Genomic DNA, 26,401 nt, shown 5'->3' with positions numbered 1-26,401 from the left:
AACTGCAAAAAAAACAATAAATTAGCAACTTTAATTTTTATACACAGCACAAATGAAAAATACCGCGCTTACGCACGTTCACGAAAGACTTGGAGCTAAAATGGTTCCTTTTGCAGGATATAATATGCCAGTACAATATGAAGGAGTAAATATTGAACACGAAACTGTTCGTAATGGAGTTGGAGTTTTTGATGTTTCACACATGGGAGAATTCCTTATTTCAGGTCCAAATGTCCTGGCTTTAATCCAAAAAGTAACCACAAATGATGCTTCTACATTAACCGTAGGCAAAGCACAATATTCTTGTCTTCCAAACGAAAATGGCGGTATTGTGGACGATTTGATTGTTTATAAAATGAAAGAAGACCAATATTTGCTGGTTGTGAATGCCTCTAACATTGAGAAAGACTGGAATTGGATTTCTACAAAAAATGACGTTGGTGCTGAAATGAGAAATATCTCTGACGACTATTCATTATTAGCCATACAAGGACCAAAAGCTGTAGAAGCAATGCAATCGCTGACGTCTGTTGACCTTGCTGCAATCAAATACTACCACTTTGAAGTGGGAGATTTTGCCGGAGTACCGGATGTAATCATTTCTGCAACTGGCTACACCGGTTCGGGCGGTTTTGAAATCTACGCAAAAAACGAAAACATCGAACAAATCTGGAATAAGGTATTTGAAGCCGGAAAATCATATGGTATCAAACCTATCGGATTAGCGGCAAGAGATACGCTTCGTCTTGAAATGGGCTTCTGTCTTTACGGGAATGACATTAATGACACAACTTCACCTATCGAAGCCGGTTTGGGTTGGATTACTAAATTCAACAAAGAATTTACCAATTCTGAAAATCTTCTAAAACAGAAAGAAGCCGGAGTCTTAAGAAAGCTTGTTGGTTTTGAATTGACAGAAAGAGGAATTCCGCGCCATGACTATGAAATCGTTGACAAAGATGGAAACATCATTGGGGTAGTAACTTCCGGGACTATGGCACCATCTTTGAACAAAGGTATTGGTCTGGGCTACGTTACCACAGAATTCTCCGGAGTAGATAGTGAGATTTTTATCCGTATCCGAAAAAATGACATCCCGGCCAAAGTCGTTAAATTGCCCTTTTATAAAAAATAAAAATATATGAATAGAATCCTGCTGTTTTTACTGTTTATCCCTTTTGTATCACATTCACAAGATAGCGGTAAATCCTGCGATGTTCTTATAAAAATAAACAAGCTCATCCAACATGAGCATTTCAATCCTAAACCGGTAGACGACAGCCTATCGGTTTATGTTTTTGAAACATTAATGAATGAATTGGATACGGACAAAAATATTTTCCTGAAAACGGAATATGATTATCTGTCAAAGTACAAATTCAAATTTGATGATTATATTGCCGGTAACGACTGTTCTTTTTTCGAAGATTTTTCCAAAACCTATAAGAAAGCTTTGGAAAGAAGCAAGACTGCCATTGAAAAATTACAGAAAGAAAAACTGGATTACAATACAAACGATACAGTCCGTTTTACCAAAAAGAATTTTCCGTTTTATGTAAAAGCAGAAGACGTGAGCAAAGTTTTTGCAAAAAGGCTGCGTTTTGATATTTTGGAAGATATTGCCAAGACCAGTAAAAATTATGATTCCCTAAAACAGAACTTTGCAAGTCTTGAAAAAAAATCAAGGGAAAAAATATTCGAGACAGCCCTTTGTAAAATCACCAACAGGCTGGACTCCAAAGAAGGTATCGAAAAGAACATCCGAAACAGTTTTTACTCTATTTTCTGTTCCTACTTTGACCCGCATACCTCCTACTTTTCATACGACACCAAATCCTCTTTCCTATCTGAACTTTCCACTGATAATTTTTCTCTGGGAATGTATGTCTCCCTGAATGAAAATGAGGAGCTGATTGTTCAGGAAATTGTCCCGGGAGGCCCTGCCGCAAGAACAGAAATCATAGAAAAAGGAGATCAGGTAATTAAAGTATCTCCCAAAAAAGGAGAAGATTTTCTCGTTTCCTGCAGTTCCCTGGAAACTATAGGAAGTATTATTTTTTCAGATACCCATAAAGAGATTACGCTTTCAATGCGAAAGAAAAACGGGACATTATATGATGTCACACTTCAGAAAAAAATAATGAAGGCAGACGACCATGCGGCCTACAGCTATATAGTGTCAAAAAACAACACCCGTATCGGATATATCAATATTCCGAGTTTTTATACTGATTTTGACAGGAACACGGTTCAGGGTATTTCGGATGACGTTGCAAAGGAAATTCTAAAGTTAAAAAAAGATAATATTGAAGGACTGATACTTGACCTTCAGGATGATGGGGGCGGTTCTATGGAAGAAGCCATAAAACTGTCCGGAATGTTTATTGACGCAGGGCCTATTTCCGTTTTGGTCAACAATAAGAAAGAACAAAAAATCATTAAGGATTTCAATCGGGGTGTTGTATATAATGGCCCCATAGTTGTATTGGTAAATGGAAATTCTGCTTCGGCCAGTGAATTTTTTGCTTCTGTGATGCAGGACTACAACAGAGCTATTATTATAGGAGCAACAACATTAGGTAAAGCTTCCATGCAGCAAATACTTCCAATAGAAAACGGAAACGAGCAGGATTTTGTTAAACTGACCATTGAAAAATTCTACCGAATTACGGGAAAAAGCCATCAACTAACCGGAGTAGTTCCTGATGTAGCAATTCCAACCCTATATGACGGTATTATTTCAAGGGAAAAAAGCAGTAAAACGGCATTAAAAAATGATGTTATTACTACCAAGGCTAAGTTTATTCCTTATTCAAGAAGTGATTTTGAAAATCTGATCGCACAGAGCAAAAAAAGAGTCAGCAACAATGCCTATTTCAATGAAATAAACGCTATCAATACAAAAATCAATTCCATATACAATTCTCCAAAAGATCCAATCCTGTTAAATTTTGAAAGCGTATTCAAAGATGTACACAGTATTGATGCATTTTTTGATTCTGTAAAAAAGATAGTGGAAACACCAATTGATTTTGAAATTGCGAATACTTCCTACGAAAAAGAAATATTGAAATTTGATGAGTTCCAGAAAAGCATTAGCGAATATCGTATTAAGGACTTAAAGACTAATGCTTATGTTTTGGAAGGCATCAATATTATTTCCGATTATTACGCCACTAAAAAAAACTAGACAATCCATGAAAAAAACCGTACTTGCCATTTTTGCCTTATTTGCCATAACACTAGCCAAAGCACAGGATTTCCGAACTCCTGTTGATTATCTGAACTTTATCGGGAAAGAATCTGCTGCTATTTCGAGAAATACGTGGAATTACACTAAAGCAGTTGCACACAGCAAAAGTGCCAGAAGGATTGATGCTTCCCGAAAAGCCTTGCTCAAATCGATACAAAATGCTTCAAAGAAAATAGCCGGGCTGAAAAACGGCTACAAAGGAGACACTGAATATCGAGACCAGCTCCTGTCCTATCTGTCGATTTCGGAAAAATACATCAATGACGAATATGAAAAAATCATCGACATGCAGGAAGTTGCAGAACAATCATATGATTTTATGGAAGCCTATATTATGGCACGTGACCTTGTAAATGAAAAAATCAATGATGAAGTTGAAAAGCTCAACGCCAACCAGAAGCTTTTTGGGAATAAATACAATATTCAGATTACGGATGATAATTCCGATTTAAGCAAAAAAATGAGGGCTTCAAATGCCGTCTTCAAATACCATACGGAAATGTTCCTTATCTTTTTCAAAGTGAATGTAACCGATATAAATCTGATGAAATCAATTGAACAAAAAGACCTGAATGCCATACAACAACACGCTTCTTCATTGGAACTTTATGCCAATGAAGGTTTGGAAAAGCTAAAAACAACGGTTCCTTTTAATAAGGATGCCAGTCTGATTGCAGCGACAAAAAAAGCACTTGAATTTTATAAAAAAGAGGCGATTGAGCTTACGCCTAAAGTAGTTTCATTCCTGATGCTGAACCAACAGGTAGAGGACACTAAAGAATCTTTGGATAAAAAACCTGAAAAGAACAGGACAAAACAGGAAATTGACAATTTCAACAATCTGGTAAAATCCGTAAACAACGAAATCAGCGAATACAATAAGCTGAATTCTAAGTTCTACCAGAACAAAATAGCCGTTAATACGGAATGGGAACAGGCCGGAGAACAATTTATTTCAAAACATGTTCCGAAAGATTAAAATAGATTTGAAATAAAAAAGGATAAAACTTATTTTTGCAACGTTAAAAAAATTTTAGAAATGGGAAGAGCGTTTGAGTTCAGAAAAAATAGAAAAATGAAGCGCTGGTCAGCAATGGCTAAAGCATTTACAAGAATTGGAAAAGATATTGTAATGGCGGTTAAGGAAGGCGGTCCAAATCCGGAGTCCAACTCCAGATTAAGGGCAGTTATCCAAAATGCCAAAGCTGTGAACATGCCTAAGGATAATGTTGAAAGAGCTATCAAAAAGGCAACGGACAAAGACACGGCAAACTATAAAGAAGTTTTATTTGAAGGATATGCACCACACGGAATTGCAATCCTGATTGAAACTGCTACAGATAATAATAACAGGACTGTAGCCAACATCAGAAGCTATTTCAACAAATGCAACGGAACTTTAGGAACACAGGGTTCTGTAGAATTTATGTTTGACCATACCTGCAACTTCAGAATTCCTGCAGAAGGAATCGACATTGAAGAAATGGAATTGGAGTTCATTGATTTTGGTGCCGAAGAAATTTTTGCTGATGAAGACGGCATCCTGATTTATGCTCCATTCGAAAGTTTTGGCGCCATCCAGAAAGAATTGGAAAACAGAGGCATTGAAATCCTTTCTTCCGGATTTGAAAGAATTCCGCAGGTAACCAAAAAACTTACGGAAGACCAGATAGCGGACGTAGAGAAGCTTTTGGAAAAAATTGAAGAAGATGACGACGTTCAAAACGTTTACCATACTATGGAAGAATAAACACAGAATTATCTTTAATACAAAACTCCTGAATACTCAGGAGTTTTTTTATTTGTAGGAATTGCATAAATTTACGATTCAATCATTTAATTAAATCATCATGAAAAAAACACAATTCTTATTGCTATTCGGCTTATTCTTTATTGCTGTGGCAAATTCCCAAACCAAGACAGAAAGCAGAACTGTTGGTAATTTTTCAAAAGTAGAATCGAGAGGTTCAACAAAAGTAGTTCTGGTAGCGGGCAATTCAAATACCCTAACTGCTGAAGGAGATGAAAAAACACTACAAAACCTGATTACCGAAGTAGAAGGAAATACGCTTAAGATTTATATCAAGAGTACCAAAAAACTAAACCTTAAAGGCGAAGTAGTTGTAAAGGTTCCGATTAAACAATTAGACGAAGTAAGCCTTTCAGGTTCTGGAAGTATCAAATCAGAAAATTCTATCAAATCTAATAAGTTTGTTGCTTCAGTAAGCGGTTCTGGAAAAATAGATTTGGATAATGTAAACGCTGATGCTGCTTCTATAAAAATAGACGGTTCCGGAAAAGTTGAAATGAACCTTAATGCCAATACTGCAGACGCCAAAATTAATGGCTCCGGAAAAATAGAATTAGACGGAAGAGCCAATGTTTTTTCTGCAGAAATTAGCGGTTCAGGCAGTGTAGATGCTTCTGATTTTACTTCATCGACCACTAAAGCGGCTATTCATGGTTCCGGATATGTCAAAACAAAAACCGAAAAAGACCTTACTGCCGATATTCAAGGTTCAGGGGTTGTAAAATATACAGGCAATCCTAGTATAAAGAAAAACATCAGCGGTTCCGGACAGGTAACAAAAGGCTAACCGAAACTGTTCTAAAACGGATTAAAATAAAAAAACTCCGGAAATTCCGGAGTTTTTTTATGCTTTATAAAATCGTTATTTTATAAATTCTATTTTCTGAGCTTCTTCAGCATTTACGCTATCGAAGAATCCTTGTTCGTTCATCCAGTCATCACTAAATACTTTGCTCATATATCTTGAACCATGATCAGGGAAAATAGCAATTACGTTACTGTCTTTATTAAATTCACCTTCTTCAGCATATTGTTTGATAGCCTGAAGAACGGCTCCGGAAGTATACCCTACAAATAAGCCTTCTTTTTTGGCTATTTCTCTTGTAGCGTGTGCGCTTTCTTCGTCGGTTACTTTTATGAATTTGTCGATAGAATCAAAATCGGTTGCTGTTGGAATTAAATTTTTCCCTAAACCTTCGATTCTGTATGGGTAGATTTCATTAGAATCAAACTCTTTTGTTTCGTGGTATTTTTTCAATACAGAACCAAAAGCATCAACACCTAATATTCTAATGTTTGGATTTTTTTCTTTAAGGAATTTTGCGGCTCCGGAAATAGTTCCTCCTGTTCCGCTGCAGGCAACCAGGTGTGTAATTTTTCCGTTGGTTTGCTCCCAGATTTCCGGTCCGGTTGTTTGGTAGTGTGCATCAATATTCAGTTGATTGAAATACTGGTTGATGTAAACAGAACCTTTTGTTTCTTCATGAAGTCTTTTTGCAACATTATAGTAAGACCTTTCATCGTCTGCTGAAACATGGGCAGGGCAAACATACACCTTGGCTCCCATACTTCTCAGCATATCTATTTTATCTTTTGATGATTTTGAACTTACTGCCAAAATACAATTGTAGCCTTTTATAATGCTCACCATTGCAATACTGAATCCCGTATTTCCTGATGTCGTTTCAATTATTGTATCGCCTGGTGACAAAATACCTTGTCTTTCGGCTTCCTCAATAATATATAATGCAATTCTATCTTTAGTGGAGTGCCCCGGATTAAAAGCTTCTACTTTTGCGTAGAAATTACCTTCTATATTTTCAGTGACTTTATTGAGCTTAATAAGTGGGGTATTACCTATTAATTCCAATACGTTATTATAAGCTTTTATTTCTTCTTTCATAAAAAAATAGTTAATCAAGGCAACTCATTGAATTTTTATTGACCTCAAATCCTTGCAAATTTAACAAAAAAAATCTAATTAGTTTTCAATTCCTTCTAAATCTAACAAAAAACTGAATTCCTTAGCTAATTCCTTCAATGCTTCAAACCTTCCTGAAGCACCTCCATGCCCCGCATCCATGTTAGTATCAAGGAATAACAAATTAGTATCCGTTTTCAAGGTTCTTAATTTGGCGACCCATTTCGCCGGTTCCCAATATTGAACCTGCGAATCATGAAGTCCTGTTGACACATACATATTTGGATAATTCTGTGCTTTGACATTATCATAGGGCGAATAGGATTTCATATAATCGTAATATTCTTTTTCGTTTGGATTTCCCCATTCATCATATTCCCCTGTAGTAAGCGGAATTGTATCATCAAGCATAGTCGTTACAACATCTACAAAAGGAACCTGTGCAATAACACCATGATACAGTTCAGGTGCCATGTTTACAACCGCTCCCATCAACAAACCACCAGCAGAACCACCTTCGGCATACAGATGTTCAGCGCTGGTATATTTTTCCTTAATTACAAATTTGGAACAATCTATAAAATCAGTAAAAGTATTTTTTTTATGGAGTAATTTACCATTCTCATACCATAATCTTCCCATATCTTCACCTCCGCGAATATGGGCAATGGCATAAATAAATCCTCTGTCTAAAAGCGATAGTCTGGTAGATGAAAAATAAGGATCCATAGTAGCGCCATAAGAACCATAGGCATATAACAGCAATGGATTTTTACCATCTTTTTTCATTCCTTTTCTGTAAATCATGGAAATAGGAATTTTAGTACCGTCTTCAGCAGTAGCCCAAACTCTTTCTTCTACATAATTTTTCTTGTCAAACTTTCCGCCCAAAACCTGCTGCTCCTTCTTGATTTCCTTTTCTTTCGTTTTCATATTGAAATCGATTACGGAAGATGGGGTTCCAAGTGACTGATAGCTGTAACGCAAAATCTGCGTATCAAAGTCCGGATTTGTAGAAATATTAGCGGTATAGGTTTCGCTGTCAAACGGCAGATAATACTCCCCTTTTCCATTCCAGGGCATAATCCTTATCTTGTTTAATCCGTTAGAACGTTCACCAAGAACCAAATAATCTTTAAAAATTTCAATGTCTTCCAGCAGCACATCTTCACGATGCGGAATCAAATCTTTCCAATTTTCCATAGAAGTCGCTTTTTCAGGCGTTTTCATCAATTTAAAATTGGTTGCATCATCTTTATTGGTCAATATGTAAAAGCTATCGCCATAATGAGCTATACTGTATTCCATTCCTCTGACTCTTGGCTGGAAAACTTTAAATTTGCCATCCGGGTCATCTGCTAACAATGTCCTGAATTCTGTCGTTAAAGTACTTGAAGAACTGATTACGATATATTTTTTTGATTTTTCCTTACTTACAGAAACATTAAACGTATCGTCTACTTCATCATAAACCAAAACGTCCTGTTCTTGCCTGCCACCAAGTTTGTGTTTGAAAACCTTATCCGAACGCAAGGTCTGTTTATCCTGTTGTGTATAAAACAAGGTTTTATTATCATTAGCCCATGTTGAGCTACCCGTTGTATTTTCAATTTTATCTTCAAACAGCTTTCCGGTTTGGAGATTTTTTACCTGAATAGTATAAATTCTTCTTCCTATAATATCCACTCCAAAAGAAGCGTATTTATTATCCGGACTAATGCTCACTCCTCCTAACTGAAAATAGGAATGCCCTTTAGCCATCTCATTGCAGTCAAAAAGAATTTCTTCCTTTGCAGTAAGGCTGCCTTTTTTTCTGGCATAAATAGGATAATCTTTACCGGTTTCAAAGCGCGTTATATACCAATAGCCATTAAAAAAATAAGGCACGGAAGAATCATCTTCTTTAATCCTGCCTTTCATTTCCTCAAACAGCAACTTTTTCAATCCTTTGGTATGAGCAGTCATCTCCTCATAGTACTGATTTTCGCTATTCAGATAGTCAATAACTTCTTTGTTTTGTCTATCATTTAACCAAAAATAATCGTCTACTCTTTTATCGCCGTGCTTTTCCAGCGTTTTAGGTATTTTTTTTGCTGTTGGCGGGGGTATTGTTATTGACATTTTACGGAATGTATTTTGCGAATATGAAGTTGCAAAAATAATACAAAGGCAACATAAAATTAATTTATTTTTCATCTAATTCTCCCTTGAATATGACTATGCAATTTAATAATTTCGCAATTATAAATCATAAAAATTATCAACAATGTTTGGAGACTTAATGGGCATGATGGGCAAACTAAAAGAAACCCAACAAAAAATAGAAGAAACTAAAAAAAGGCTTGATTCTGTTTTGATTGACGAGCAAAGCAACGACGGGCTTTTGAAAGTTACGCTTACGGCTAACCGTACAGTAAAATCAATAGAAATAGACGACAGGTTACTGGAAGACAAAGAACAACTTGAAGACTATCTGGTATTAGTTATGAACAAAGCCATCCAAAAAGCAACGGCTGTAAACGAAGCAGAATTAGGCGCAGTAGCAAAAGACGGTATGCCTAATATTCCGGGTATGGATATGTTTAAATAGCTGTAGGCTGTAAGCAATATGCTTTAGGCTTTAATTAGTAAGCGATTGGCTTACAGCTTAAAGCCTAAAGCCTACTGCTAAAAAGTTAGTTTTTGCAACGTTTCTATCACATAGGTATGCATAACATCTCTATAATCCAGATGGGTGACAATTCGGAGTTTACCTTTGCCCAATGAACTGATAAAAATATTTTTCTGCTTTAATTTTTCAATCACAACATCTTCATTATATTGCGGTTTTACGGCAAATATCAAGATATTGGTTTCCACAGGTTCAACGCTTTCCACCCAAGCTAATTGTTTAAGTATATAAGCCAGTTCTTTTGCCTTGTTATGGTCTTCCTGCAAACGGCTCACATTATGCTTTAAGGCATAAATTCCGGCACCTGCCAAATAGCCCGCCTGACGCATTCCGCCGCCCAACATCTTTCTGATTCTTAAGGCACGGTCCATTGTTTCTTTACTTCCTAACAATACAGAACCTACAGGCGCGCCTAATCCTTTTGAGAGGCAGACGGAAATCGTATCGAATAATTCTCCGAAGTGCTTCGGATTTTGTCTTTTTGCCACTAAGGCGTTCCACAAACGGGCACCGTCTAAATGGTATTTTAAGTTATTTTCTTTGCAGACTTCTTTAATCTTAGCAAGCTCTTCTATTTCATAGCAAGCTCCCCCACCTTTGTTTGTAGTATTTTCTATACTTACCAGACTGGTTAAAGGACTGTGGTAAAATTCCGGAGGATTAATCGATTCTCTGACTTGTTCTGCCGTAATCATTCCTCTTTTCCCATCAACCAAACAACAGGAAACACCACTGTTAAATGATGCTCCTCCACCTTCGTAATGAAAAATATGCGACCATTTATCACAGATTATCTGCTCGCCCGGATTGGTATGCAATTTAATTGCCGTTTGGTTAGCCATCGTTCCGGAGGGAAAAAAAAGCGCTGCTTCCATCCCAAATATACTGGCGACCATCTCTTCTAATTCATTGACGGTCGGGTCTTGCTTATATACATCATCGCCTACTTTTGAACGAAACATCTGCTGTAGCATTTCATTTGTCGGTTTTGTTACCGTATCGCTTACTAAATTTATTTCCATAATATCAAAAGTATACCTTATTTTTGTGGGTATAAAAGTATAAAATTTATGACAACTACCGAACAAATTAAAGGTATTGTAGAACGCCTTGGTGCGTTGAGGAGGTATCTTTGACGTCGATAAGAAACTAATCGAAATTGCTAACGAAGAAGAAAAAACACTAGCTCCTGATTTTTGGAACAACCCCAAAGAAGCCGAAGCACATGTTAAAATGCTGCGTTCCAAGAAAAAGTGGGTTGAAGATTACGACAAAGCTGTTTCTCTGGCCGAAGAACTGCAATTGGCTTATGAGTTTTACAGAGAAGGCGAAATGACCGCCGAAGAATTGGACGAACAATACAATCTGGCCAATACGCATATCGAAAATATTGAGTTCAAAAACATGCTATCTGATGAAGGCGACAGTTTAAGCGCAGTATTGCAGATTACAGCAGGAGCCGGTGGTACAGAAAGCTGTGACTGGGCCCAAATGCTGATGCGAATGTATATGATGTGGGGTGAAAAGAATGGCTACAAAATCAAAGAACTGAACTTTCAGGCCGGCGAGGTTGCCGGAATAAAAACAGTAACACTTGAATTTGAAGGCGATTATTCTTTTGGCTATTTAAAAGGCGAAAATGGCGTTCACCGCCTCGTACGAATTTCACCTTTTGACAGCAATGGAAAACGCCATACCTCTTTTGCTTCGGTGTATGTATATCCATTGGCGGATGACACTATTGAAATCGAAATTAATCCTGCTGATATTTCATGGGAAACCATGCGTTCAAGTGGTGCGGGCGGACAGAATGTCAACAAGGTTGAAACAGCCGTACGACTCCGCCACCACCCAACTGGAATCATTATCGAAAACTCTGAAACCCGTTCTCAATTAGATAACAAGACCAAAGCCATGCAATTGCTGAAATCGCAATTATATGAAATCGAATTAAAAAAGAAGCAGGCGCTGCGGGACGAAATTGAAGCCAAAAAGATGAAAATCGAATGGGGTTCACAGATACGAAATTATGTGATGCATCCGTATAAATTGGTAAAAGATGTAAGAACAGAACAGGAAACCAGTGACGTGGAATCTGTTATGAATGGTGAAATTGATGAGTTCCTGAAAGCATTTTTAATGATGATGGGACAAAAAGAAGAGGAATAATCATACAAACATAAAATCGCGAATTATAGCTCAGACCCCTAATTTACTGGTAATGAGATATGATTCGCTTTTTTATTTTTCATTATTTTAATATTTTTTTAAGAAATTATGGTTTAAGTGTAACAATTTCTCCAAACAGAAGTCCTATCTTTATCTGAGATTCTTAAATTAAAACCGATTTAAGGTCTTAATCTGGAGAATGCCATGATTTACAAAAAGTCCATTTCATTTATTCCGAATAACGAAGCTTTACGGCTTCAAAAACTTTATGACTATCAGGTTCTTGATACGCATTCGGAAGACACCTTTGACAAAATTGCCCTATTGGCGTCACAAATATTCAATACCAAAAATGCTTTCGTAACTTTTGTTGACGAACACCGTGTTTACTTTAAGGCTAACATAGGCGATTTTCAGGCAACAGAAGTTCGAAGAGAAGACAGCTTATGTTCGCTGGCAATTCTGGATGAAAAAATTACGGTCTTTAGTGATACCCGGGCTATTTCTGATTTATCTGAAAATCGTTTTGTCAATTCTCAAAATGGAATACGGTTTTATGCCGGCGCTCCTTTAAAAACTCCTGAAGGATATTCTGTAGGAACCGTTTGTGTTATTGACAGTGCGCCCAAAGAAGTCACAGAACATCAAATGGATATGCTACGAACACTTGCTGATATTGTAATCAACAAACTCGAAAGCAGGCTGCGCTACAATACCATTATCAAGTCTCAAAACGAACTTATGGGTATTGCCCTGCATGAAATTAAAAATCCGCTGGCATCCATAAGCCTTGCTAACGACATTTTAAGGCTTGACCCAACAAAAACGCAAAAGATGACCGATATGATTAAATATTGTGTCGCTACCATACAAAATAAGCTAACCGACCTGCTTAAGCTCTCTGAAGACGGCGAGAAAGAACAAAGACTTTCTATTGAAGAAGCCGACCTGAAAGAAATGCTGGACCGTTTGGTAAACAATTTTGAATTACTGGCTAACAAAAAGAACCAGATAATTGAATTGACAATTGAAGATACGCTCCCAAAAATCAATATCGACAAAACCAAAATTTCTGATGTGCTCCATAATCTTTTGAGCAACGCCATCAAGTATTCTTACAGCAATACCACAATCAAAATTATTGCTAAAAAAATTGATGATTTTGTAGAAATTGAGTTCCAGGACCAGGGACAAGGACTGAATGATGAAGACGCCGATAAACTTTTCAAAAAATTCGCCAAATTAAGTTCCAAACCAACCGGAAAAGAAAGTTCTAACGGATTAGGATTATCCATTTGCAAGTCGTTTGTGGAATTGCATAAAGGGCAAATTTTTGCCAAAAGTCCCGGAAAGGAATTAGGTACTTCATTTTTTATCTCACTGCCTATTATCTATAAGCAGGAAGAAACTGAAATCTCACATCATTAAAAACTTATACGTTAACCTTAAGGCTCTGCGCCTTTGCGTGACATTATTACTCGCAAAGACGCAGAGCCGCAAAGATTTGTAATTCTTATTTCAACACTTCGTTGAAGAATAACTTCATTGCTTCCCAGGAACGTTTATCTGCCAGTTCATTATAAGCTGCTCCTTTCGAATTATCGTTTCCGGCACTTTTTTCAGTAAATGCATGAACTGCATCAGCATAATAATTCATTTGCCAGTCGGCTTTGGCCGTTCTCATTTCATTTTGGAAATCCTTGATTTCTTTTTCTGAAATATACGGGTCATCTGCTCCGTGAAGAACCAACACTTTTGGCTGTATGGCACTTATTTCACGGGAAGCATCTTTACCCAAACCTCCGTGGAATGATACCACTCCCCTTACTTTCATATTAACTCTTGCCGCTTCCAATGCACCTGTACCTCCAAAACAATAGCCTATCACTACCACATTGTCAGCATTAGCACCCTGTTTTACCAATTCCGCCAAAGCGAGCGAAATCCTGTTCTGGTATTCTTTAATATTTTTTTTATAATATCCGGATTTTTCGCCTGCCTCTTTTGTGTCTTTGGGTCTTTTATCTGCTCCATAAATATCGGCCACAAAAGCATAATATCCCATATCTGCCAGCTTGGTTGCAATCTCTTTAGAATGTTCATCAACTCCTTTCCATGCCGGAAGAATAAGGACACCCGGCTTATTGGTCAGTGACTTTTTAGGTGAGGCAGAAAAACCACTCAAAATTTGCCCGTTGTCTTTATAATCAACTTTTTTAAGCTGTGCCATAGCCATGTTCGTTACTAATACTGAAAGAATAATAAAGTCTCTTGTTTTCATTTTTTTATTTTTATTAAAAATAACTATTTATTTGCTAACACCGGGTTAAGAATCTACTAAAAGCAAAAAACCACCGCAAAAGCAGTGGTTTAGTGTATATTGTTTTGTTACAGGAACATATTCAGAACATAGTAAAACAATGCTGCTAAAATAGCTGAAATCGGAATAGTTAGTACCCAGGCCCATATCAGGCTAACGGTAACTCCCCAACGAACTGCAGAAATACGCTTAGTCAGACCTACTCCAATAATCGAACCTGTAATTGTGTGGGTTGTACTTACCGGGATTTTTAAGTGTTCTGTAAAATACAAAGTCAAAGCTCCTGCTGTTTCTGCGGCAACTCCTTCAAACGAAGTTACTTTTGTAATTTTAGATCCCATGGTCTTTACAATCTTCCAACCACCACTCAATGTTCCGGCTGCAATAGCAGAATAACACGCAAGCGGAATCCAGGATGGCATATGGAAATCTCCTGTTTCATCAGGAAGTACCACATTCAGCCATTCCGGCATACTTTCCTGTGGCAAGCCATTTGTGTGGATGTAAACAGCTACAGCCGCTGCAATAATACCCATTACTTTTTGAGAATCGTTTCCACCATGTCCTAAACTGAAAGCCGCAGACGAAAGAAGCTGCATCTTTTTAAGCCAGGATTCTGATTTACTATGGCTCATTCTGCTAAAGAACAAACAAAATGTACTTACAGACAGTATGATAAACGCCACCAAAAACCATTTGATATTATGTGCTTCAAAAACAACACTCCAAAAATGAGAATCAAAACGAGGTTTTTTAATCTTGTCATAAGGTATCATCTGATAGGCAACAAATACAACCGTAGCAATCATCAAAGCTCCTGTAAACAGTTTGGGATAAATGCTTTTTTTAGATGAATTAAGAAGCCAAATCGAAATGAGATAGGAAGCCAATGCCCCGAGCAACGGTGCGAGGACAATAAAGGCAATAATAATTATAACTCCTGAAGGCATTCCACCACCACTTGCCGCCTTGTACCATGTAACCACGTCAAAACCGGCATGGGCAATTGCCGCACCGGCAAAACCACCAATCAGAGTATGTGAAGAACTGGAAGGAATTCCCAGCCACCAGGTCAATAAATTCCAACAAATTGCGGCTATGATTCCCGCTAAAATAACCGTCAGGTTAATTTCCATCGTATTGGCTGTTTTGGCCACCGTATCGGCAACACCAAATCCAAAAACCCAATAGGCCAGGAAGTTAAAGAACGCAGCCCAGACAACAGCCTGAAACGGAGTAAGCACCTTTGTCGCAACAATAGTTGCAATCGCGTTCGCTGCATCGTGGAAACCGTTGATATAATCAAAGATTAATGCAAGAACGATTATGACAATTAATATTGTAAAATCCATAAGATTGTTGAGTCAAAAATGATTTAGGAGTGCTTAACTACCACAGATTCCAAAACGTTTGCTACGCTCTTACATTTGTCTGATGCAGATTCAAGTGCAGACAAAACTTCTTTATACTTGATGATATTTTTAGCATCAGTCTCATTTTCAAAGATATCGGCAACCGCTTTGTCAAAAACGTTATCTGCCTTACTTTCCAACTTATTGATTTTTTTGCAGGCATCTGCAATCGCTTTAAGATTTTTCAAATCTTTCAACTCTTTTATCGCAATACCAATATGCTGGCAGGCTTCCAGGTTGATTTCAGTCAATTTACGAATTGATTTCGTGATTTTTTCTACCTGATACAAACGCATTCTACTGGCAGCACCATGCATATAATCTGCCACATCATCCATTGATTTTACAAGGGCGAAAATATCCTCACGGTCAAATGGAGTAATAAAGTTTCTGCTTAGCTCCAGGTGCGTTTTGTGTGTAATTTCCTCAATAATAGCCTCTAGCTCTTCGATTTTTCTGAAATAGTTCTCTCTTTCTAGCTTTGGCGCATTTACTGCCTCGTGCAAAGTTTCAGCCAATAAGATTAAATTTTGTGAAGCCTGTTCGAAAAGAGGGAAGAACTTTTTATCTTTAGGAACTAAAAACTGGAAAATACTGTTTAAAGACATAGGTTTGTTATTTAATGGTGCAAATGTATCTCTTTAATGTTAAGACAATATTAATAAATCATAAATAAGCAGTTATTAAAATTTACGATTTGGTAATATTGGAAAGCACTTCCTGAAAGCCGATTTCTTTTTTATTGCAAACGTTTTCGTATTTTAGCAATCTCAAAAAAATAAGCAAAATACACTCTATACATTATGGATATCAACTTCAATAAAAACGAAGACCACAACAAACTTTTATTATCTGATTTAAAGCAACGCTTCGCTAAAGTAAGACTGGGCGGAGGCGAAAAAAGAATAGAAAAATTACACGCAGAAGGTAAAATGACCGCCAGGGAAAGAATTGATTACCTTCTCGACCCTAAAAAAGAAAGTATTGAAATAGGCGCATTTGTAGGTGATGGCATGTATGCTGAACATGGCGGTTGTCCATCCGGTGGCGTTGTAGTCAAAATAGGCTACATCAAAGGAAAACAATGTGTCGTAGTAGCCAATGATGCTACCGTAAAGGCCGGAGCCTGGTTTCCGATTACAGGAAAAAAGAACCTTCGTGCCCAGGAAATTGCCATGGAAAACAGACTGCCTATTATTTATTTGGTAGACAGTGCCGGAGTATACCTGCCAATGCAGGATGAAATTTTCCCGGATAAAGAACATTTCGGAAGAATTTTCAGAAACAATGCCATTATGAGCAGCATGGGCATTACACAAATTGCTGCCGTTATGGGAAGCTGTGTTGCCGGTGGAGCCTACCTTCCTATTATGAGTGATGAGGCACTGATTGTTGACAAAACCGGAAGTATCTTCCTGGCCGGAAGCTATCTTGTAAAAGCTGCCATAGGCGAAAGCATTGATAACGAAACATTGGGCGGTGCAACCACTCATTGTGAAATTTCAGGAGTAACTGATTACAAAGCGAAAGACGATAAGGACGCTTTAGACAAAATAAAAAATATCGTAGACAAAATCGGGGATTACGAAAAAGCCGGATTTAACAGAATACAACCCGAAAAACCAGCCTTAAGTGAAAAAGAAATCTACGGTATACTGCCTAAATTAAGAACGGAACAATACGACATGATGGACATCATCAAACGTTTGGTTGATAATTCCGAATTTGAAGCATATAAAGAAGGCTATGGCCAGACTATCATTACAGGATATGCCAGAATTGACGGTTGGGCAGTAGGAATCGTTGCCAACCAACGAAAAGTCGTAAAATCCAAAAAAGGTGAAATGCAGTTTGGAGGCGTTATTTATTCGGATTCTGCGGATAAGGCAACGCGTTTTATTGCCAATTGTAACCAAAAGAAAATCCCTTTGGTTTTCTTGCAGGACGTGACCGGATTTATGGTTGGAAGCAAATCGGAACATGGCGGTATTATCAAAGATGGAGCAAAAATGGTAAACGCGGTTTCAAACTCTGTTGTACCTAAATTTACGGTGGTTGTTGGAAACTCTTACGGCGCAGGAAATTATGCGATGTGTGGAAAGGCCTATGACCCAAGATTGATTTTTGCATGGCCAAGCGCAGAACTGGCAGTAATGGGTGGAACCCAGGCTGCCAAAGTATTAATGCAGATTGAGGCTTCATCACTTAAAGCAAAGGGCGAAGTCGTTGACGAAGCAAAAGAACAGGAGCTTTTTGACAAGATAAAAGCCAAATATGATGCCCAGGTGTCTCCTTATTATGCCGCTTCACGCCTATGGACGGATGCCGTCATTGACCCATTAGAAACAAGAACCTGGATTTCCATGGGAATCGAAGCAGCCAACCACGCTCCTATCGAAAAGCAATTTAACCTTGGTGTAATTCAAGTTTAACCACTATGGGAAATCTTTCGGAAAAAGAACTTCAGGAACTTGCAGGACAATTGAGCCATCCTAACGGAGAAAGTGGCATACAGACAGCTTACAGCATGAATGTTGCGAATGACAACATGATTCGTCACACAATAGAGCAAATTGAAATCATGCCTCATTCAAAGATTTTAGAAATTGGTCCCGGAAACGGAATCCATATCAAATACTTATTCGAAAAGGAGGCCAACCTGAATTATTATGGAATTGATGTATCAGAACTCATGATTGAGGAAGCCTTAAAGCTCAATTCTGAATTTACTGCTACCGAAAGAGCCGTTTTTGAACTAACTGACGGTGAAAAAATATCGTATCCCGATTCTTTTTTCAATAGTGCTTTCACTGCCAATACTATTTATTTCTGGAAAAATCCCACAGAATATATAAATGAAATTTTTAGAGTATTACAATCGGGAGGCTCCTTTATTCTGGCTTTTATTCCGAAAGAAATAATGGAAAAAATTCCTTTTTCAAAATACGGATTCGAACTTTATGATACTGAAAAGGCAAAATCATTGCTTGAAAACGCCGGATTCCGTATTGAAAACATCTTATCAGAAACAGAAGAAGTTTTGAGCAATACGGGCGAAATAAAAATCCGTACTTTTACGATTATCAAGGCTCAAAAACCTTAACAACTTCTAAAGTCCGCTAATGAAACGATTCTTCCCTTTCCTTATTCTCCTGTGTGGGCTTCAGAACAGCCTTGCTCAGGAATTCACCAGGAAAGATTCTTTGCGTGGCGGTTTTTCTTTTGAAAGAATTTGTTATGATGTACAGCGCTATGACCTGAATATTACTATCAATCCGGAAGAAAAATCGATTAGGGGTTATAACGATATTACGTTTAAAACAGTAAAAAACACTCAAAAAATTCAGGTCGATTTATTCGAAAATATGAAAATCGACAGTATCATTTTTGATGGCAGGTCTCTCGAATATAAAAGAGAATTTGATGCTGTTTTTATTACTTTTCCAAAACCATTGAATGTTGATGGAACTGACAAAACAATACGTTTTTATTACTCAGGCACTCCTCAAATTGCAAAATATCCGCCTTGGGATGGCGGCTTCGTATTCAAAACCGACAACAAAGGAAAGCCCTGGATTGGTGTTGCCGTACAAGGAACGGGAGCCAGCTTATGGTATCCTGTAAAAGATTCCCAAAGTGACGAACCTGATTTTGGCGCTACCATAAAGGTTGCTGTTCCAGACGGATTAATGAATGTTTCCAATGGGAGATTTAAAGGAAGTGAAAATCTGAAAAACGGTTACACCCGTTGGGATTGGGAAGTAAAAAGCCCTATTAACACTTATGACATCACGGTCAATATTGCTGACTATGTTCATATCCATGATAACCACAACGGACTGGACCTTGATTATTATGTGATGCCGGAAAATGAAGAAAAAGCCAAAAAGCATTTTGAAGAGGTAAAACCGATGTTGGACTGTTTTGAATCCAAATTTGGCAAATACCCATTTGCTGAAGACGGTTATAAACTTGTTGAAACTTCTTATTTAGGTATGGAGCACCAAAGTGCTGTTGCTTATGGAAATAAATACAGAAAGGGTTATCAGGGAAGTGACATTTCCGGCACGGGTATTGGCTTGCTTTTCGACTACATTACCATTCATGAAAGTGGCCACGAATGGTTTGGCAATAGCATTACTTCAAAAGATATTGCAGACTTGTGGATTCACGAAGGATTTACGACCTATTCTGAATCTGTATTTGTAGAATGCCTTTATGGTTATGAAAAAGCGATGGAATACATAAACGGGCAAAAAAAACGCGTTTCCAACAGAAGCCCTATTATTGGCTACTATGGAGTTAACGATAAAGGCTCTACTGACATGTATTACAAAGGAGCATTGTTATTGAACACGCTTCGGCATATTGTTAATGACGACCAGAAATGGTGGAAATTGCTTCTGAAATATTCCGAAACCTACCGCCATAAGATTATAGACACCCAAACCGTAATTACCTTTTTTAATACTGAAATCGGTCGGGAACTGACTCCTGTTTTTGAGCAATACCTCAGGTATAAAAATATTCCCGAACTGGAAGTAGCTGTCAAGAACAAAGAAGTAAAATTCAGATGGATTACAGATGTCCCCGATTTCAAAATGCCAATTATCATAAAACAAGGCAGTAAAGAAACAAGACTTGAAGCGACCAATAAATGGAAATCACATTCTATTAAAAATAACGACCCCGTAAAATTTGATGATTACCGATTCCTTATAAAAATAACATACAATTAAAAAGAGCGCCAATGGCGCTCTTTTTTTATATACTGGCTAAACTTTCTTTCCGCAACACTTTTCCGGTTGGAGTTTCTAAAAATTTAGGAATAAACAATACCACTTTTGGTTTTTCATATTTTCCAAGCTCACCAAATGCAGCATCGTCAATAACATAAGGGTCGCCTTCTACTGCCAAAACCAGTTTTTCACCTAATTCCTCATTTTCCTGGGAGGCTATAAAAAACCGACGGTCGATTTTATGCGATAATTTTTCTTCTATCTGCTCGGGAAAGAGCTTGATCCCTCCGCTATTGATAACATTGTCTATACGTCCAAGCCAAATAAATTGGTGGTCATTCAATACTTTTACAACATCATTCGTCACGACAGCTTCTTCTGAAATAGCAGGCGCATTAACAACAAGACAGTGTCTTTCATCTTCCGCAACGGTTATTCCCGGCAAAACATCAAATGCTTCTTCTCCCACCCGCTTTGCGGCTATATGCGTAATGGTTTCTGTCATTCCATAAGTCTCATAAATCGAGGAGGGAATTTTTTTCAGTTCCTCAGCCAAAGCAGAATTAACTTTAGCACCACCTATAATAAGCTTTTTTACCTGTGAAAGCTTTTCTAAAGAATGCTGTGCCTGAATTGGAACCATTGCCGCAAAATCATAGGTTTCTTCATTTCTTTCCAAAGGCGTGGAAGTAGGTTCTACAAAATCCATATCCAGGCCTAAGATAAACGCTCTGACAAACATCATCTTTCCGGCAACATATTTGGCAGGAAGACAGTGCAGTACTTTATCGCCCGGAGCCAGTTCAAAAAAATCTCCGGTAGCTAAAGCTGAATTTACCATAGCCTGTTTGCTGATTTGTATCTTTTTTGGAGCCCCGGTAGTTCCGGAAGTTGTCATTTCGATATAATCCTTTTCATCAAACCAGTCCAATATAAAAATCCCGACCGGCCTTTCATAAGCCTCTCCTTCTTTTATAAAACTATAGGCAACGCGGCATAAATCGTCTTTATTCAAATGAAATCCATTTAGTTTAAAGCGATTGTGTACATCATAATATGTGGGCTTCTCCATCGTTTTTATCAAATTGATTGCTGTGGTAAGTGTCATCAGTTGTTAGGTTATCCGGAATGGTCCCGGTCAATTTCTCTTTCCAATTTTTCCATTGGTACTTCTTACTAAAGATAAATAAAAGAATTGGAAAAATTATAAAAACCGGAAGTAAAACATCAAATCCTGCTGCAGGCTCAGAATGGTCTTTTAATATGGAGTGAGTCTGGAAAACCGTCCAGTCAGACGTTACCAGCAAAGCACCAATCAAATTATTTGCAGCATGGAATCCAAGCGACAATTCAATACCTTCATCCATCAAGGCCAAAACACCTAGAAATAACCCCGTACCTATATAATATATCATAATAATATAGCCCATTTTTTCAACTTCAGGATTGAAGATATGGAGCAGTCCAAAAATTACAGAAGTCATTAACAACGGAAACCATTTATTTTTTGACAAAAGCGCAAAACCCTGCATAAGATAACCCCTGAAAACATATTCTTCGGTACTGGTCTGTATTGGTATCAAAGCTATTCCGATAATCGCTAAAATAGCAAATGGAACCGGCTGAAAATTAACTTCATAATCCTGGGGCGAAACAAAATAAGCTGCAACAGTTATAATAACGGTAATCGCTGTCCAAAGTCCAAATGCAAAGAAAAAACGCTTCCAGTCCATTTTTGGCCGTGAAGTAGTCACTTCAATAAATTTCTGACGATGCAAAAATTTCACAACAAAAAACAAAGCCAGCAAAGCAAAAGCAAACGAAATCAGCATCAGGAAGAGTGTCAGGTTTGAATCGAGAAAAGTTAACATAGCTGCCTGGTCTGTTGGAAAGTCCTTATTTTCTTCAATAGATTTTACCGCAATAGCAATCATCAATGGAAACTGGCCTATCGTAGACGCAGCAATTACAATAACCGAACCCACAATATATTTCCAAAATGCGTTTCCTTTACTCTTAAAGCCTTGAGCTATAAACATATCTTAAATTTTAGTTTAGAAAATTATTAGTCCCCTAATTTATTCAATTGTTGCGAAATAATCACCTATTTTTAAATTGCATTTCTTTTCTTTGCGGTTTATTCAATTTGGAGCACTATGATTAAAATATACCACAACCCGCGATGCGGGAAATCGAGAGAAGGACTTAGCCTGCTTGAAAAGTCAGGAAAAGAGTTTGAAGTAATACAATACCTGAAAGAAGTTCCAACGGCAGAGGAACTCAAATCCATCATAAAACTTTTGGGAATACCGCCTATTGAACTGGTACGCCAAAAGGAAGAAATCTGGACACAGAACTTTAAGGGCAAGACTTTAACCGATGAAGAAATCATCAAAATTATGGCCGAAAACCCGATTCTTATTGAAAGGCCGATTGTTGTGAATGGCAAAACAGCCACTATTGGACGACCACCGGAAAAAATACTGGAAATCCTCTAATAACATTAAATAGCTTTATTTAACAAACCTTTATGAAATCAGGCTTAAACCAAAGCCTACTTTTGCTGTCTTAAGCTAAATAATCAACATTCTAGTTAATGAAAAATCTAAAATTTGCAATATCCCTCCTATTGCTATCCGTTTCACTTCTCAGTTATGCGCAGGAAAGGCCGCAGGCTAAAAAAGTAAAAATCACAGGTAAAATTACCGAAAAATCAACTTCCCAACCTTTAGGTTATGCTACAGTAACGCTACAAAATTCTAAGCGTCCCGATGTTATAACCGGTGGAATGACTGATGAAAATGGTGTGTTCACAATAGAGGCAAATGCAGGTACTTATGATGTAAAATTTGAATTTATATCTTTTAAGCCAATCGAAATGAAACAGCTGGCTATTGAAGAAGATAAAAATTTTGGAACCGTTGCTTTAGAAGCCGAAGCCGAAATGCTTGATGCCGTTGAAATCCGTGCCGAACGTTCGACTGTAGAAATCAAACTGGATAAAAAAGTATATAATGTTGGTCAGGATATGATTGTCAAGGGCGGGACCATAAGTGATGTTTTGGACAACGTTCCTTCTGTTTCTGTTGACGTAGATGGTAATGTAAGTCTTCGTGGTAATGAAAACGTAAGAATCCTTATTGACGGAAAACCGTCCGGTTTAGCAGGTATTAATATTGCAGATGCTTTAAAAATGCTTCCGGCTGATGCGGTAGACAAAGTAGAAGTAATTACGAATCCTTCTGCCAGATATGATGCCGAAGGTGGTGCCGGAATTCTTAATATTATTCTGAAAAAAGGAAAAAATCAAGGTATTAATGGTACCGTTACCGCTACAACCGGTAATCCGGCCAATCATGGATTTACAGGAACAGTTAATTACAAAACCGAACAATTCAACCTTTTCACTACTCAAGGCTATAGCTACAGAAAAGGACCTGGAAACTCTATGACAGATACGGAATATCTGGATGAAAACGGAGATGTTACGGGTTATTTAAAGGAAAGAAGAAACAACGAAAGGTTAAACAAAAGCTACAATGGAGTTTTAGGTTTGGAATGGTACCTGGACAAATCGATTACGTGGACAAATACGTTGTCGTATAGAAGAAGTTCTGGTGAAAACCCGGATAACGTTTTCCAGTACCGATATGACCCGGCGATGAACCTGCAAAGCATCACCAACCGATTCAGCTTGGAATCTGATAAAGACGAAAACGTTGATTTCTCTTCCAATTTCATCAAAAAATTTAAAAAGGACGGACACCAGTTAACAGTTGACCTTTCCTTCTCACAAAGTGATGATGATGAAGATGCTGATATTCCTAGCAGAAATGTGTTGGACGGTACGCCAATAAGCGAGCAGAGAACCGGTAATATCCAAAAACAAAACCGTTCATTGCTTCAGACAGATTATGTTTTGCCAATAGGAGAAAACAGCCAGTTTGAAGCCGGATATCGTGGAAATTTCAATGACCTTTTAACCGACTATTCTGTAGAAAATTTCAATTATGGTACAGGTGGTTGGGAAAACGATCCACAGTTCACAAACACATTGGAGTATAAAGAAAAGGTAAATGCATTTTACAGCCAGTTTGGGACGAAAATCAACAGAATGTCTTATTTGGTAGGTTTGCGTTGGGAAGATTCCAATATTGATATCAACCAATTGACTCAGAATATTTATAAAAACAAAAAATACAACAATTTCTTTCCAAGCGCATTCTTAACGTATGAATTCAATGAAAACAGCAGTGCTTCGTTAAGCTACAGCCGCAGGATTTCAAGACCTCGCTCCCGCTCTATCAACCCGTTTTCGAGTTTGTCGAGCAACATCAACCTGTTTAGAGGTAATCCGGACCTTGACCCGTCAATGACCGATGCTTTTGATTTTGGCTACCTGAACAAATTTGGCAAGCTGACTTTTAATACGTCTATGTATTTTAACAGAACAAAAGATGCAGTACAATATGTAAGAAATACGGAAATCATCAACGGAACTGCCACTTTGGTAACTTCTCCGGTAAACGTTGGTTCTGAAGACCGTTTTGGATTTGAGTTTACATTATCCTACAACCCATACAGATGGTGGAGACTGAACAGTAACTTCAACCTGTTCCGAAACCAGACTAAAGGAAATTATACTTATACCGACTTATCCAATAATTCACAGACAATTGATTTCAGCAACACAGCTTATTCATGGTTTGCGCGAATCAACTCAAAAATCAACCTTCCATTAGGAATCGACTGGCAGGCTAATACGACGTATAACGCACCACAGACCAATGCTCAGGGAAGGTCGAAAGGAATTATTAGTGCCAACCTGGCGTTTAGTAAGGATGTATTGAAAGATAAAGGAACCATTGCCTTAAACGTAAACGACCTTTTCAACTCCAGAAAAAGAATTACAGAAACGAATCTGGCAACCCAAAATGCCTATTCTGAAATGCAATGGAGAGAAAGACAAATCACTCTTTCTTTTACTTACCGTTTCAACAAAAAGAAAAACGAGAGAGAGAAACAGCCTAAAAGAATGGATAGCGATAATGGTGGTGAAGACTACATGGGCGGATAATATAAAAGCCTCCACTCCGGAGGCTTTCCATAAAAAAAGGGAACCAATTTGGTTCCCTTTTTTATTTTGAGTACAGATTTAACTGAATTACTCTTTCTTTTTGTTCTTTCTTTCTTTGTATCTCTCAAATAGAGCACCACCAATCCAATAAGGAAGGAAGCTAACTAAAAAAATCATCAACCAGAAGCCGATGGTTAAGATAGTCAAGAAAAGTAAGAAACCTAAATACTGTTGAAATTCAAACATGTTTTCCGGAATTTTTTGAATACCTGTCAAAGATAGGTGTAATATTCATTTTGACCAATAAAAACAGTAAAAATAATTTTTAAATCATTTTTTAAACCTACTTATAATCCTTATTTTTGGGCTGGCTTTCAGTAAGCTAATAAAAAATTCTCTCAAAAAGCATTTTTTACGGCCTGTACAATAAGTAATGTGAATTTCTGTCAGCCAACTAATTATATCAAGATGGATACTTCTTCTGAAACGATAATCATAAAACTGAGTCGGAAAAAAATGATACTCGCATTGCTGGGTTCTTTCCTATTCGTTATTCTGGGAATCTGGATGGTAATAGACCATAAGGAAATAAACTCCATTTTTTTAAAATTCCCTCTTGCCGTATTAATCGCCGGTATCCTATCCATTCTTTTCTTTGGTTTTCTTGCCATTTTAATCATAAAAAAATTATCCTCGCAAACAGACGGATTAATCATTTCATCTGAAGGAATCACGGATAATTCAAGCGCTATTAGTGCCGGATTTATTCCATGGACAGAAATTACGGCTATTACTGAAACTTCATATGCAGGTCAGGCTTCTGTCATTATCGTTATTAAAAATCCTGAAGAATTTATCGCTGCCCAAAAAAGCAGTTTTAAGCGCAGGGCAATGACAGCAAACCACAAATCTTTTGGTGGTGCCGTAAGCATATCGGCAAACAGCCTTCAAACGACACATAAAAATCTCAAAAAGATTTTAGTCGAAAAACTAACCGAGTACAACAGAATGAATACTATATAACAACAA

At 37.5% G+C, this 26,401-nt stretch carries 22 protein-coding genes; 14 read left to right on the top strand and 8 right to left on the bottom strand.

The genetic code is table 11. The features are described 5' to 3' along the window. Positions 1-52: 52 nt before the first annotated feature. The 5 genes from gcvT to BGO88_RS00220 all read left to right on the top strand — a co-directional run bounded on the left by gcvT (position 53) and on the right by BGO88_RS00220 (position 5,850). Positions 53-1,135: a glycine cleavage system aminomethyltransferase GcvT gene (gene gcvT, locus BGO88_RS00240; protein ID WP_286705545.1), complete on the top strand. Its 1,083-nt coding sequence runs from the start codon at positions 53-55 to the stop codon at positions 1,133-1,135. A gap of 6 nt (positions 1,136-1,141) precedes the next feature. After that, the gene (locus BGO88_RS00235) at positions 1,142-3,190 is read left to right on the top strand and encodes a S41 family peptidase (protein ID WP_286705544.1); all 2,049 of its coding nucleotides are present in this window, start codon (positions 1,142-1,144) and stop codon (positions 3,188-3,190) included. 7 nt (positions 3,191-3,197) lie between these two features. After that, a complete protein-coding gene (locus BGO88_RS00230; protein ID WP_286705543.1) occupies positions 3,198-4,232 on the top strand; it encodes an LIC11966 family surface protein in 1,035 nt (344 codons plus the stop codon). A gap of 60 nt (positions 4,233-4,292) precedes the next feature. Beyond that, entirely contained in the window at positions 4,293-5,003 is a 711-nt protein-coding gene (locus BGO88_RS00225) for a YebC/PmpR family DNA-binding transcriptional regulator (RefSeq protein ID WP_056073320.1), read from the top strand. 100 nt (positions 5,004-5,103) lie between these two features. After that, entirely contained in the window at positions 5,104-5,850 is a 747-nt protein-coding gene (locus BGO88_RS00220; RefSeq protein WP_286705542.1) for a head GIN domain-containing protein, read from the top strand. A gap of 75 nt (positions 5,851-5,925) precedes the next feature. On the opposite strand, the gene capA is transcribed toward BGO88_RS00220, so the two are convergent. Together capA and BGO88_RS00210 are read right to left on the bottom strand one after the other, a co-directional pair. Next, the gene (gene capA / locus BGO88_RS00215; RefSeq protein WP_056073314.1) at positions 5,926-6,966 is read right to left on the bottom strand and encodes a cysteate synthase; all 1,041 of its coding nucleotides are present in this window, start codon (positions 6,964-6,966) and stop codon (positions 5,926-5,928) included. A 78-nt stretch (positions 6,967-7,044) separates the two neighbouring features. Then, complete coding sequence (locus BGO88_RS00210) at positions 7,045-9,105, bottom strand: S9 family peptidase (protein ID WP_502686495.1); 2,061 nt, start codon at positions 9,103-9,105, stop codon at positions 7,045-7,047. Positions 9,106-9,250: 145 nt separating this feature from the next. Here BGO88_RS00210 and BGO88_RS00205 point away from each other — a divergent pair, with 145 nt between their 5' ends. Continuing rightward, positions 9,251-9,574 (top strand): YbaB/EbfC family nucleoid-associated protein, encoded by a 324-nt coding sequence (locus BGO88_RS00205; RefSeq protein WP_286705540.1) that lies wholly within the window; start codon positions 9,251-9,253, stop codon positions 9,572-9,574. A 77-nt stretch (positions 9,575-9,651) separates the two neighbouring features. Here the strand turns inward: BGO88_RS00205 and BGO88_RS00200 are convergent, their stop codons facing one another. Beyond that, the gene (locus BGO88_RS00200; RefSeq protein WP_286705539.1) at positions 9,652-10,677 is read right to left on the bottom strand and encodes a threonine aldolase family protein; all 1,026 of its coding nucleotides are present in this window, start codon (positions 10,675-10,677) and stop codon (positions 9,652-9,654) included. 48 nt (positions 10,678-10,725) lie between these two features. Between BGO88_RS00200 and prfB the strand changes: the two genes are divergently transcribed. After that, positions 10,726-11,824 (top strand): peptide chain release factor 2 gene (gene prfB / locus BGO88_RS00195; RefSeq protein ID WP_121366419.1). Its coding sequence is split into 2 segments (ribosomal slippage): positions 10,726-10,788 and positions 10,790-11,824, totalling 1,098 coding nucleotides; the frame shifts between segments, so codons are not numbered across the junction. Between the two features lie 204 nt (positions 11,825-12,028). Continuing rightward, positions 12,029-13,252: a GAF domain-containing sensor histidine kinase gene (locus BGO88_RS00190; RefSeq protein WP_286705538.1), complete on the top strand. Its 1,224-nt coding sequence runs from the start codon at positions 12,029-12,031 to the stop codon at positions 13,250-13,252. Between the two features lie 85 nt (positions 13,253-13,337). Here the strand turns inward: BGO88_RS00190 and BGO88_RS00185 are convergent, their stop codons facing one another. The 3 genes from BGO88_RS00185 to BGO88_RS00175 all read right to left on the bottom strand — a co-directional run bounded on the left by BGO88_RS00185 (position 13,338) and on the right by BGO88_RS00175 (position 16,164). After that, the gene (locus tag BGO88_RS00185) at positions 13,338-14,105 is read right to left on the bottom strand and encodes a dienelactone hydrolase family protein (RefSeq protein ID WP_286705537.1); all 768 of its coding nucleotides are present in this window, start codon (positions 14,103-14,105) and stop codon (positions 13,338-13,340) included. A gap of 107 nt (positions 14,106-14,212) precedes the next feature. Next, positions 14,213-15,496 carry an inorganic phosphate transporter gene (locus BGO88_RS00180; RefSeq protein WP_056073288.1) on the bottom strand — a complete coding sequence of 428 codons (1,284 nt, stop codon included), beginning with the start codon at positions 15,494-15,496 and terminating at the stop codon, positions 14,213-14,215. Positions 15,497-15,519: 23 nt separating this feature from the next. Beyond that, complete coding sequence (locus BGO88_RS00175; RefSeq protein WP_056073285.1) at positions 15,520-16,164, bottom strand: DUF47 domain-containing protein; 645 nt, start codon at positions 16,162-16,164, stop codon at positions 15,520-15,522. A 195-nt stretch (positions 16,165-16,359) separates the two neighbouring features. On the opposite strand from BGO88_RS00175, the gene BGO88_RS00170 reads away from it, so the two are divergent. From BGO88_RS00170 to BGO88_RS00160, 3 genes are read left to right on the top strand one after another with little or no spacing between them, the layout of a single operon-like run. Next, positions 16,360-17,988 (top strand): acyl-CoA carboxylase subunit beta, encoded by a 1,629-nt coding sequence (locus BGO88_RS00170; protein WP_056073283.1) that lies wholly within the window; start codon positions 16,360-16,362, stop codon positions 17,986-17,988. Between the two features lie 5 nt (positions 17,989-17,993). Further along, a complete protein-coding gene (locus BGO88_RS00165) occupies positions 17,994-18,659 on the top strand; it encodes a class I SAM-dependent methyltransferase (protein ID WP_286705536.1) in 666 nt (221 codons plus the stop codon). Between the two features lie 19 nt (positions 18,660-18,678). Then, positions 18,679-20,295, top strand: coding sequence for a M1 family metallopeptidase (locus tag BGO88_RS00160; RefSeq protein WP_286705535.1), 1,617 nt, complete (start codon positions 18,679-18,681; stop codon positions 20,293-20,295). Between the two features lie 25 nt (positions 20,296-20,320). On the opposite strand, the gene BGO88_RS00155 is transcribed toward BGO88_RS00160, so the two are convergent. Both BGO88_RS00155 and BGO88_RS00150 read right to left on the bottom strand, forming a co-directional pair. Next, complete coding sequence (locus BGO88_RS00155) at positions 20,321-21,367, bottom strand: AMP-binding protein (RefSeq protein ID WP_286705534.1); 1,047 nt, start codon at positions 21,365-21,367, stop codon at positions 20,321-20,323. Beyond that, positions 21,345-22,334 carry a CPBP family intramembrane glutamic endopeptidase gene (locus tag BGO88_RS00150; protein WP_286705533.1) on the bottom strand — a complete coding sequence of 330 codons (990 nt, stop codon included), beginning with the start codon at positions 22,332-22,334 and terminating at the stop codon, positions 21,345-21,347. The genes BGO88_RS00155 and BGO88_RS00150 overlap by 23 nt, the downstream gene beginning before the upstream one ends. Before the next feature lie 117 nt (positions 22,335-22,451). On the opposite strand from BGO88_RS00150, the gene arsC reads away from it, so the two are divergent. The 3 genes from arsC (at position 22,452) to BGO88_RS00135 (ending at position 26,395) form a co-directional block, all read left to right on the top strand. Beyond that, the gene (arsC, locus tag BGO88_RS00145) at positions 22,452-22,793 is read left to right on the top strand and encodes an arsenate reductase (glutaredoxin) (RefSeq protein WP_056073269.1); all 342 of its coding nucleotides are present in this window, start codon (positions 22,452-22,454) and stop codon (positions 22,791-22,793) included. A 98-nt stretch (positions 22,794-22,891) separates the two neighbouring features. Continuing rightward, the gene (locus tag BGO88_RS00140) at positions 22,892-25,372 is read left to right on the top strand and encodes a TonB-dependent receptor (RefSeq protein WP_056073266.1); all 2,481 of its coding nucleotides are present in this window, start codon (positions 22,892-22,894) and stop codon (positions 25,370-25,372) included. Positions 25,373-25,840: 468 nt separating this feature from the next. Beyond that, a complete protein-coding gene (locus tag BGO88_RS00135; RefSeq protein ID WP_286705532.1) occupies positions 25,841-26,395 on the top strand; it encodes an STM3941 family protein in 555 nt (184 codons plus the stop codon). Positions 26,396-26,401: the final 6 nt, after the last annotated feature.

This window comes from Flavobacterium sp. 38-13 (assembly GCF_001899155.1).
GTDB classification, from domain to species: domain Bacteria; phylum Bacteroidota; class Bacteroidia; order Flavobacteriales; family Flavobacteriaceae; genus Flavobacterium; species Flavobacterium lindanitolerans.
The sequence above is the reverse complement of the archived record's forward strand: the minus strand, read 5'-3'. Positions and strand labels throughout refer to the sequence as shown.

What these genes read in the sequence shown, in the direction of transcription:
- BGO88_RS00155 (WP_286705534.1), bottom strand. Translation starts at nt 21,367, where the DNA reads ATGGAGAAGCCCACATATTATGATGTACACAATCGCTTTAAACTAAAT.
- BGO88_RS00150 (WP_286705533.1), bottom strand. Translation starts at nt 22,334, where the DNA reads ATGTTTATAGCTCAAGGCTTTAAGAGTAAAGGAAACGCATTTTGGAAA.
- BGO88_RS00210 (WP_502686495.1), bottom strand. Translation starts at nt 9,105, where the DNA reads ATGTCAATAACAATACCCCCGCCAACAGCAAAAAAAATACCTAAAACG.
- BGO88_RS00175 (WP_056073285.1), bottom strand. Translation starts at nt 16,164, where the DNA reads ATGTCTTTAAACAGTATTTTCCAGTTTTTAGTTCCTAAAGATAAAAAG.
- BGO88_RS00165 (WP_286705536.1), top strand. Translation starts at nt 17,994, where the DNA reads ATGGGAAATCTTTCGGAAAAAGAACTTCAGGAACTTGCAGGACAATTG.
- BGO88_RS00135 (WP_286705532.1), top strand. Translation starts at nt 25,841, where the DNA reads ATGGATACTTCTTCTGAAACGATAATCATAAAACTGAGTCGGAAAAAA.
- BGO88_RS00205 (WP_286705540.1), top strand. Translation starts at nt 9,251, where the DNA reads ATGTTTGGAGACTTAATGGGCATGATGGGCAAACTAAAAGAAACCCAA.
- BGO88_RS00160 (WP_286705535.1), top strand. Translation starts at nt 18,679, where the DNA reads ATGAAACGATTCTTCCCTTTCCTTATTCTCCTGTGTGGGCTTCAGAAC.
- BGO88_RS00180 (WP_056073288.1), bottom strand. Translation starts at nt 15,496, where the DNA reads ATGGATTTTACAATATTAATTGTCATAATCGTTCTTGCATTAATCTTT.
- BGO88_RS00170 (WP_056073283.1), top strand. Translation starts at nt 16,360, where the DNA reads ATGGATATCAACTTCAATAAAAACGAAGACCACAACAAACTTTTATTA.
- capA (WP_056073314.1), bottom strand. Translation starts at nt 6,966, where the DNA reads ATGAAAGAAGAAATAAAAGCTTATAATAACGTATTGGAATTAATAGGT.
- BGO88_RS00220 (WP_286705542.1), top strand. Translation starts at nt 5,104, where the DNA reads ATGAAAAAAACACAATTCTTATTGCTATTCGGCTTATTCTTTATTGCT.
- gcvT (WP_286705545.1), top strand. Translation starts at nt 53, where the DNA reads ATGAAAAATACCGCGCTTACGCACGTTCACGAAAGACTTGGAGCTAAA.
- BGO88_RS00190 (WP_286705538.1), top strand. Translation starts at nt 12,029, where the DNA reads ATGATTTACAAAAAGTCCATTTCATTTATTCCGAATAACGAAGCTTTA.
- BGO88_RS00225 (WP_056073320.1), top strand. Translation starts at nt 4,293, where the DNA reads ATGGGAAGAGCGTTTGAGTTCAGAAAAAATAGAAAAATGAAGCGCTGG.
- BGO88_RS00230 (WP_286705543.1), top strand. Translation starts at nt 3,198, where the DNA reads ATGAAAAAAACCGTACTTGCCATTTTTGCCTTATTTGCCATAACACTA.
- BGO88_RS00235 (WP_286705544.1), top strand. Translation starts at nt 1,142, where the DNA reads ATGAATAGAATCCTGCTGTTTTTACTGTTTATCCCTTTTGTATCACAT.
- BGO88_RS00185 (WP_286705537.1), bottom strand. Translation starts at nt 14,105, where the DNA reads ATGAAAACAAGAGACTTTATTATTCTTTCAGTATTAGTAACGAACATG.
- BGO88_RS00200 (WP_286705539.1), bottom strand. Translation starts at nt 10,677, where the DNA reads ATGGAAATAAATTTAGTAAGCGATACGGTAACAAAACCGACAAATGAA.
- BGO88_RS00140 (WP_056073266.1), top strand. Translation starts at nt 22,892, where the DNA reads ATGAAAAATCTAAAATTTGCAATATCCCTCCTATTGCTATCCGTTTCA.
- arsC (WP_056073269.1), top strand. Translation starts at nt 22,452, where the DNA reads ATGATTAAAATATACCACAACCCGCGATGCGGGAAATCGAGAGAAGGA.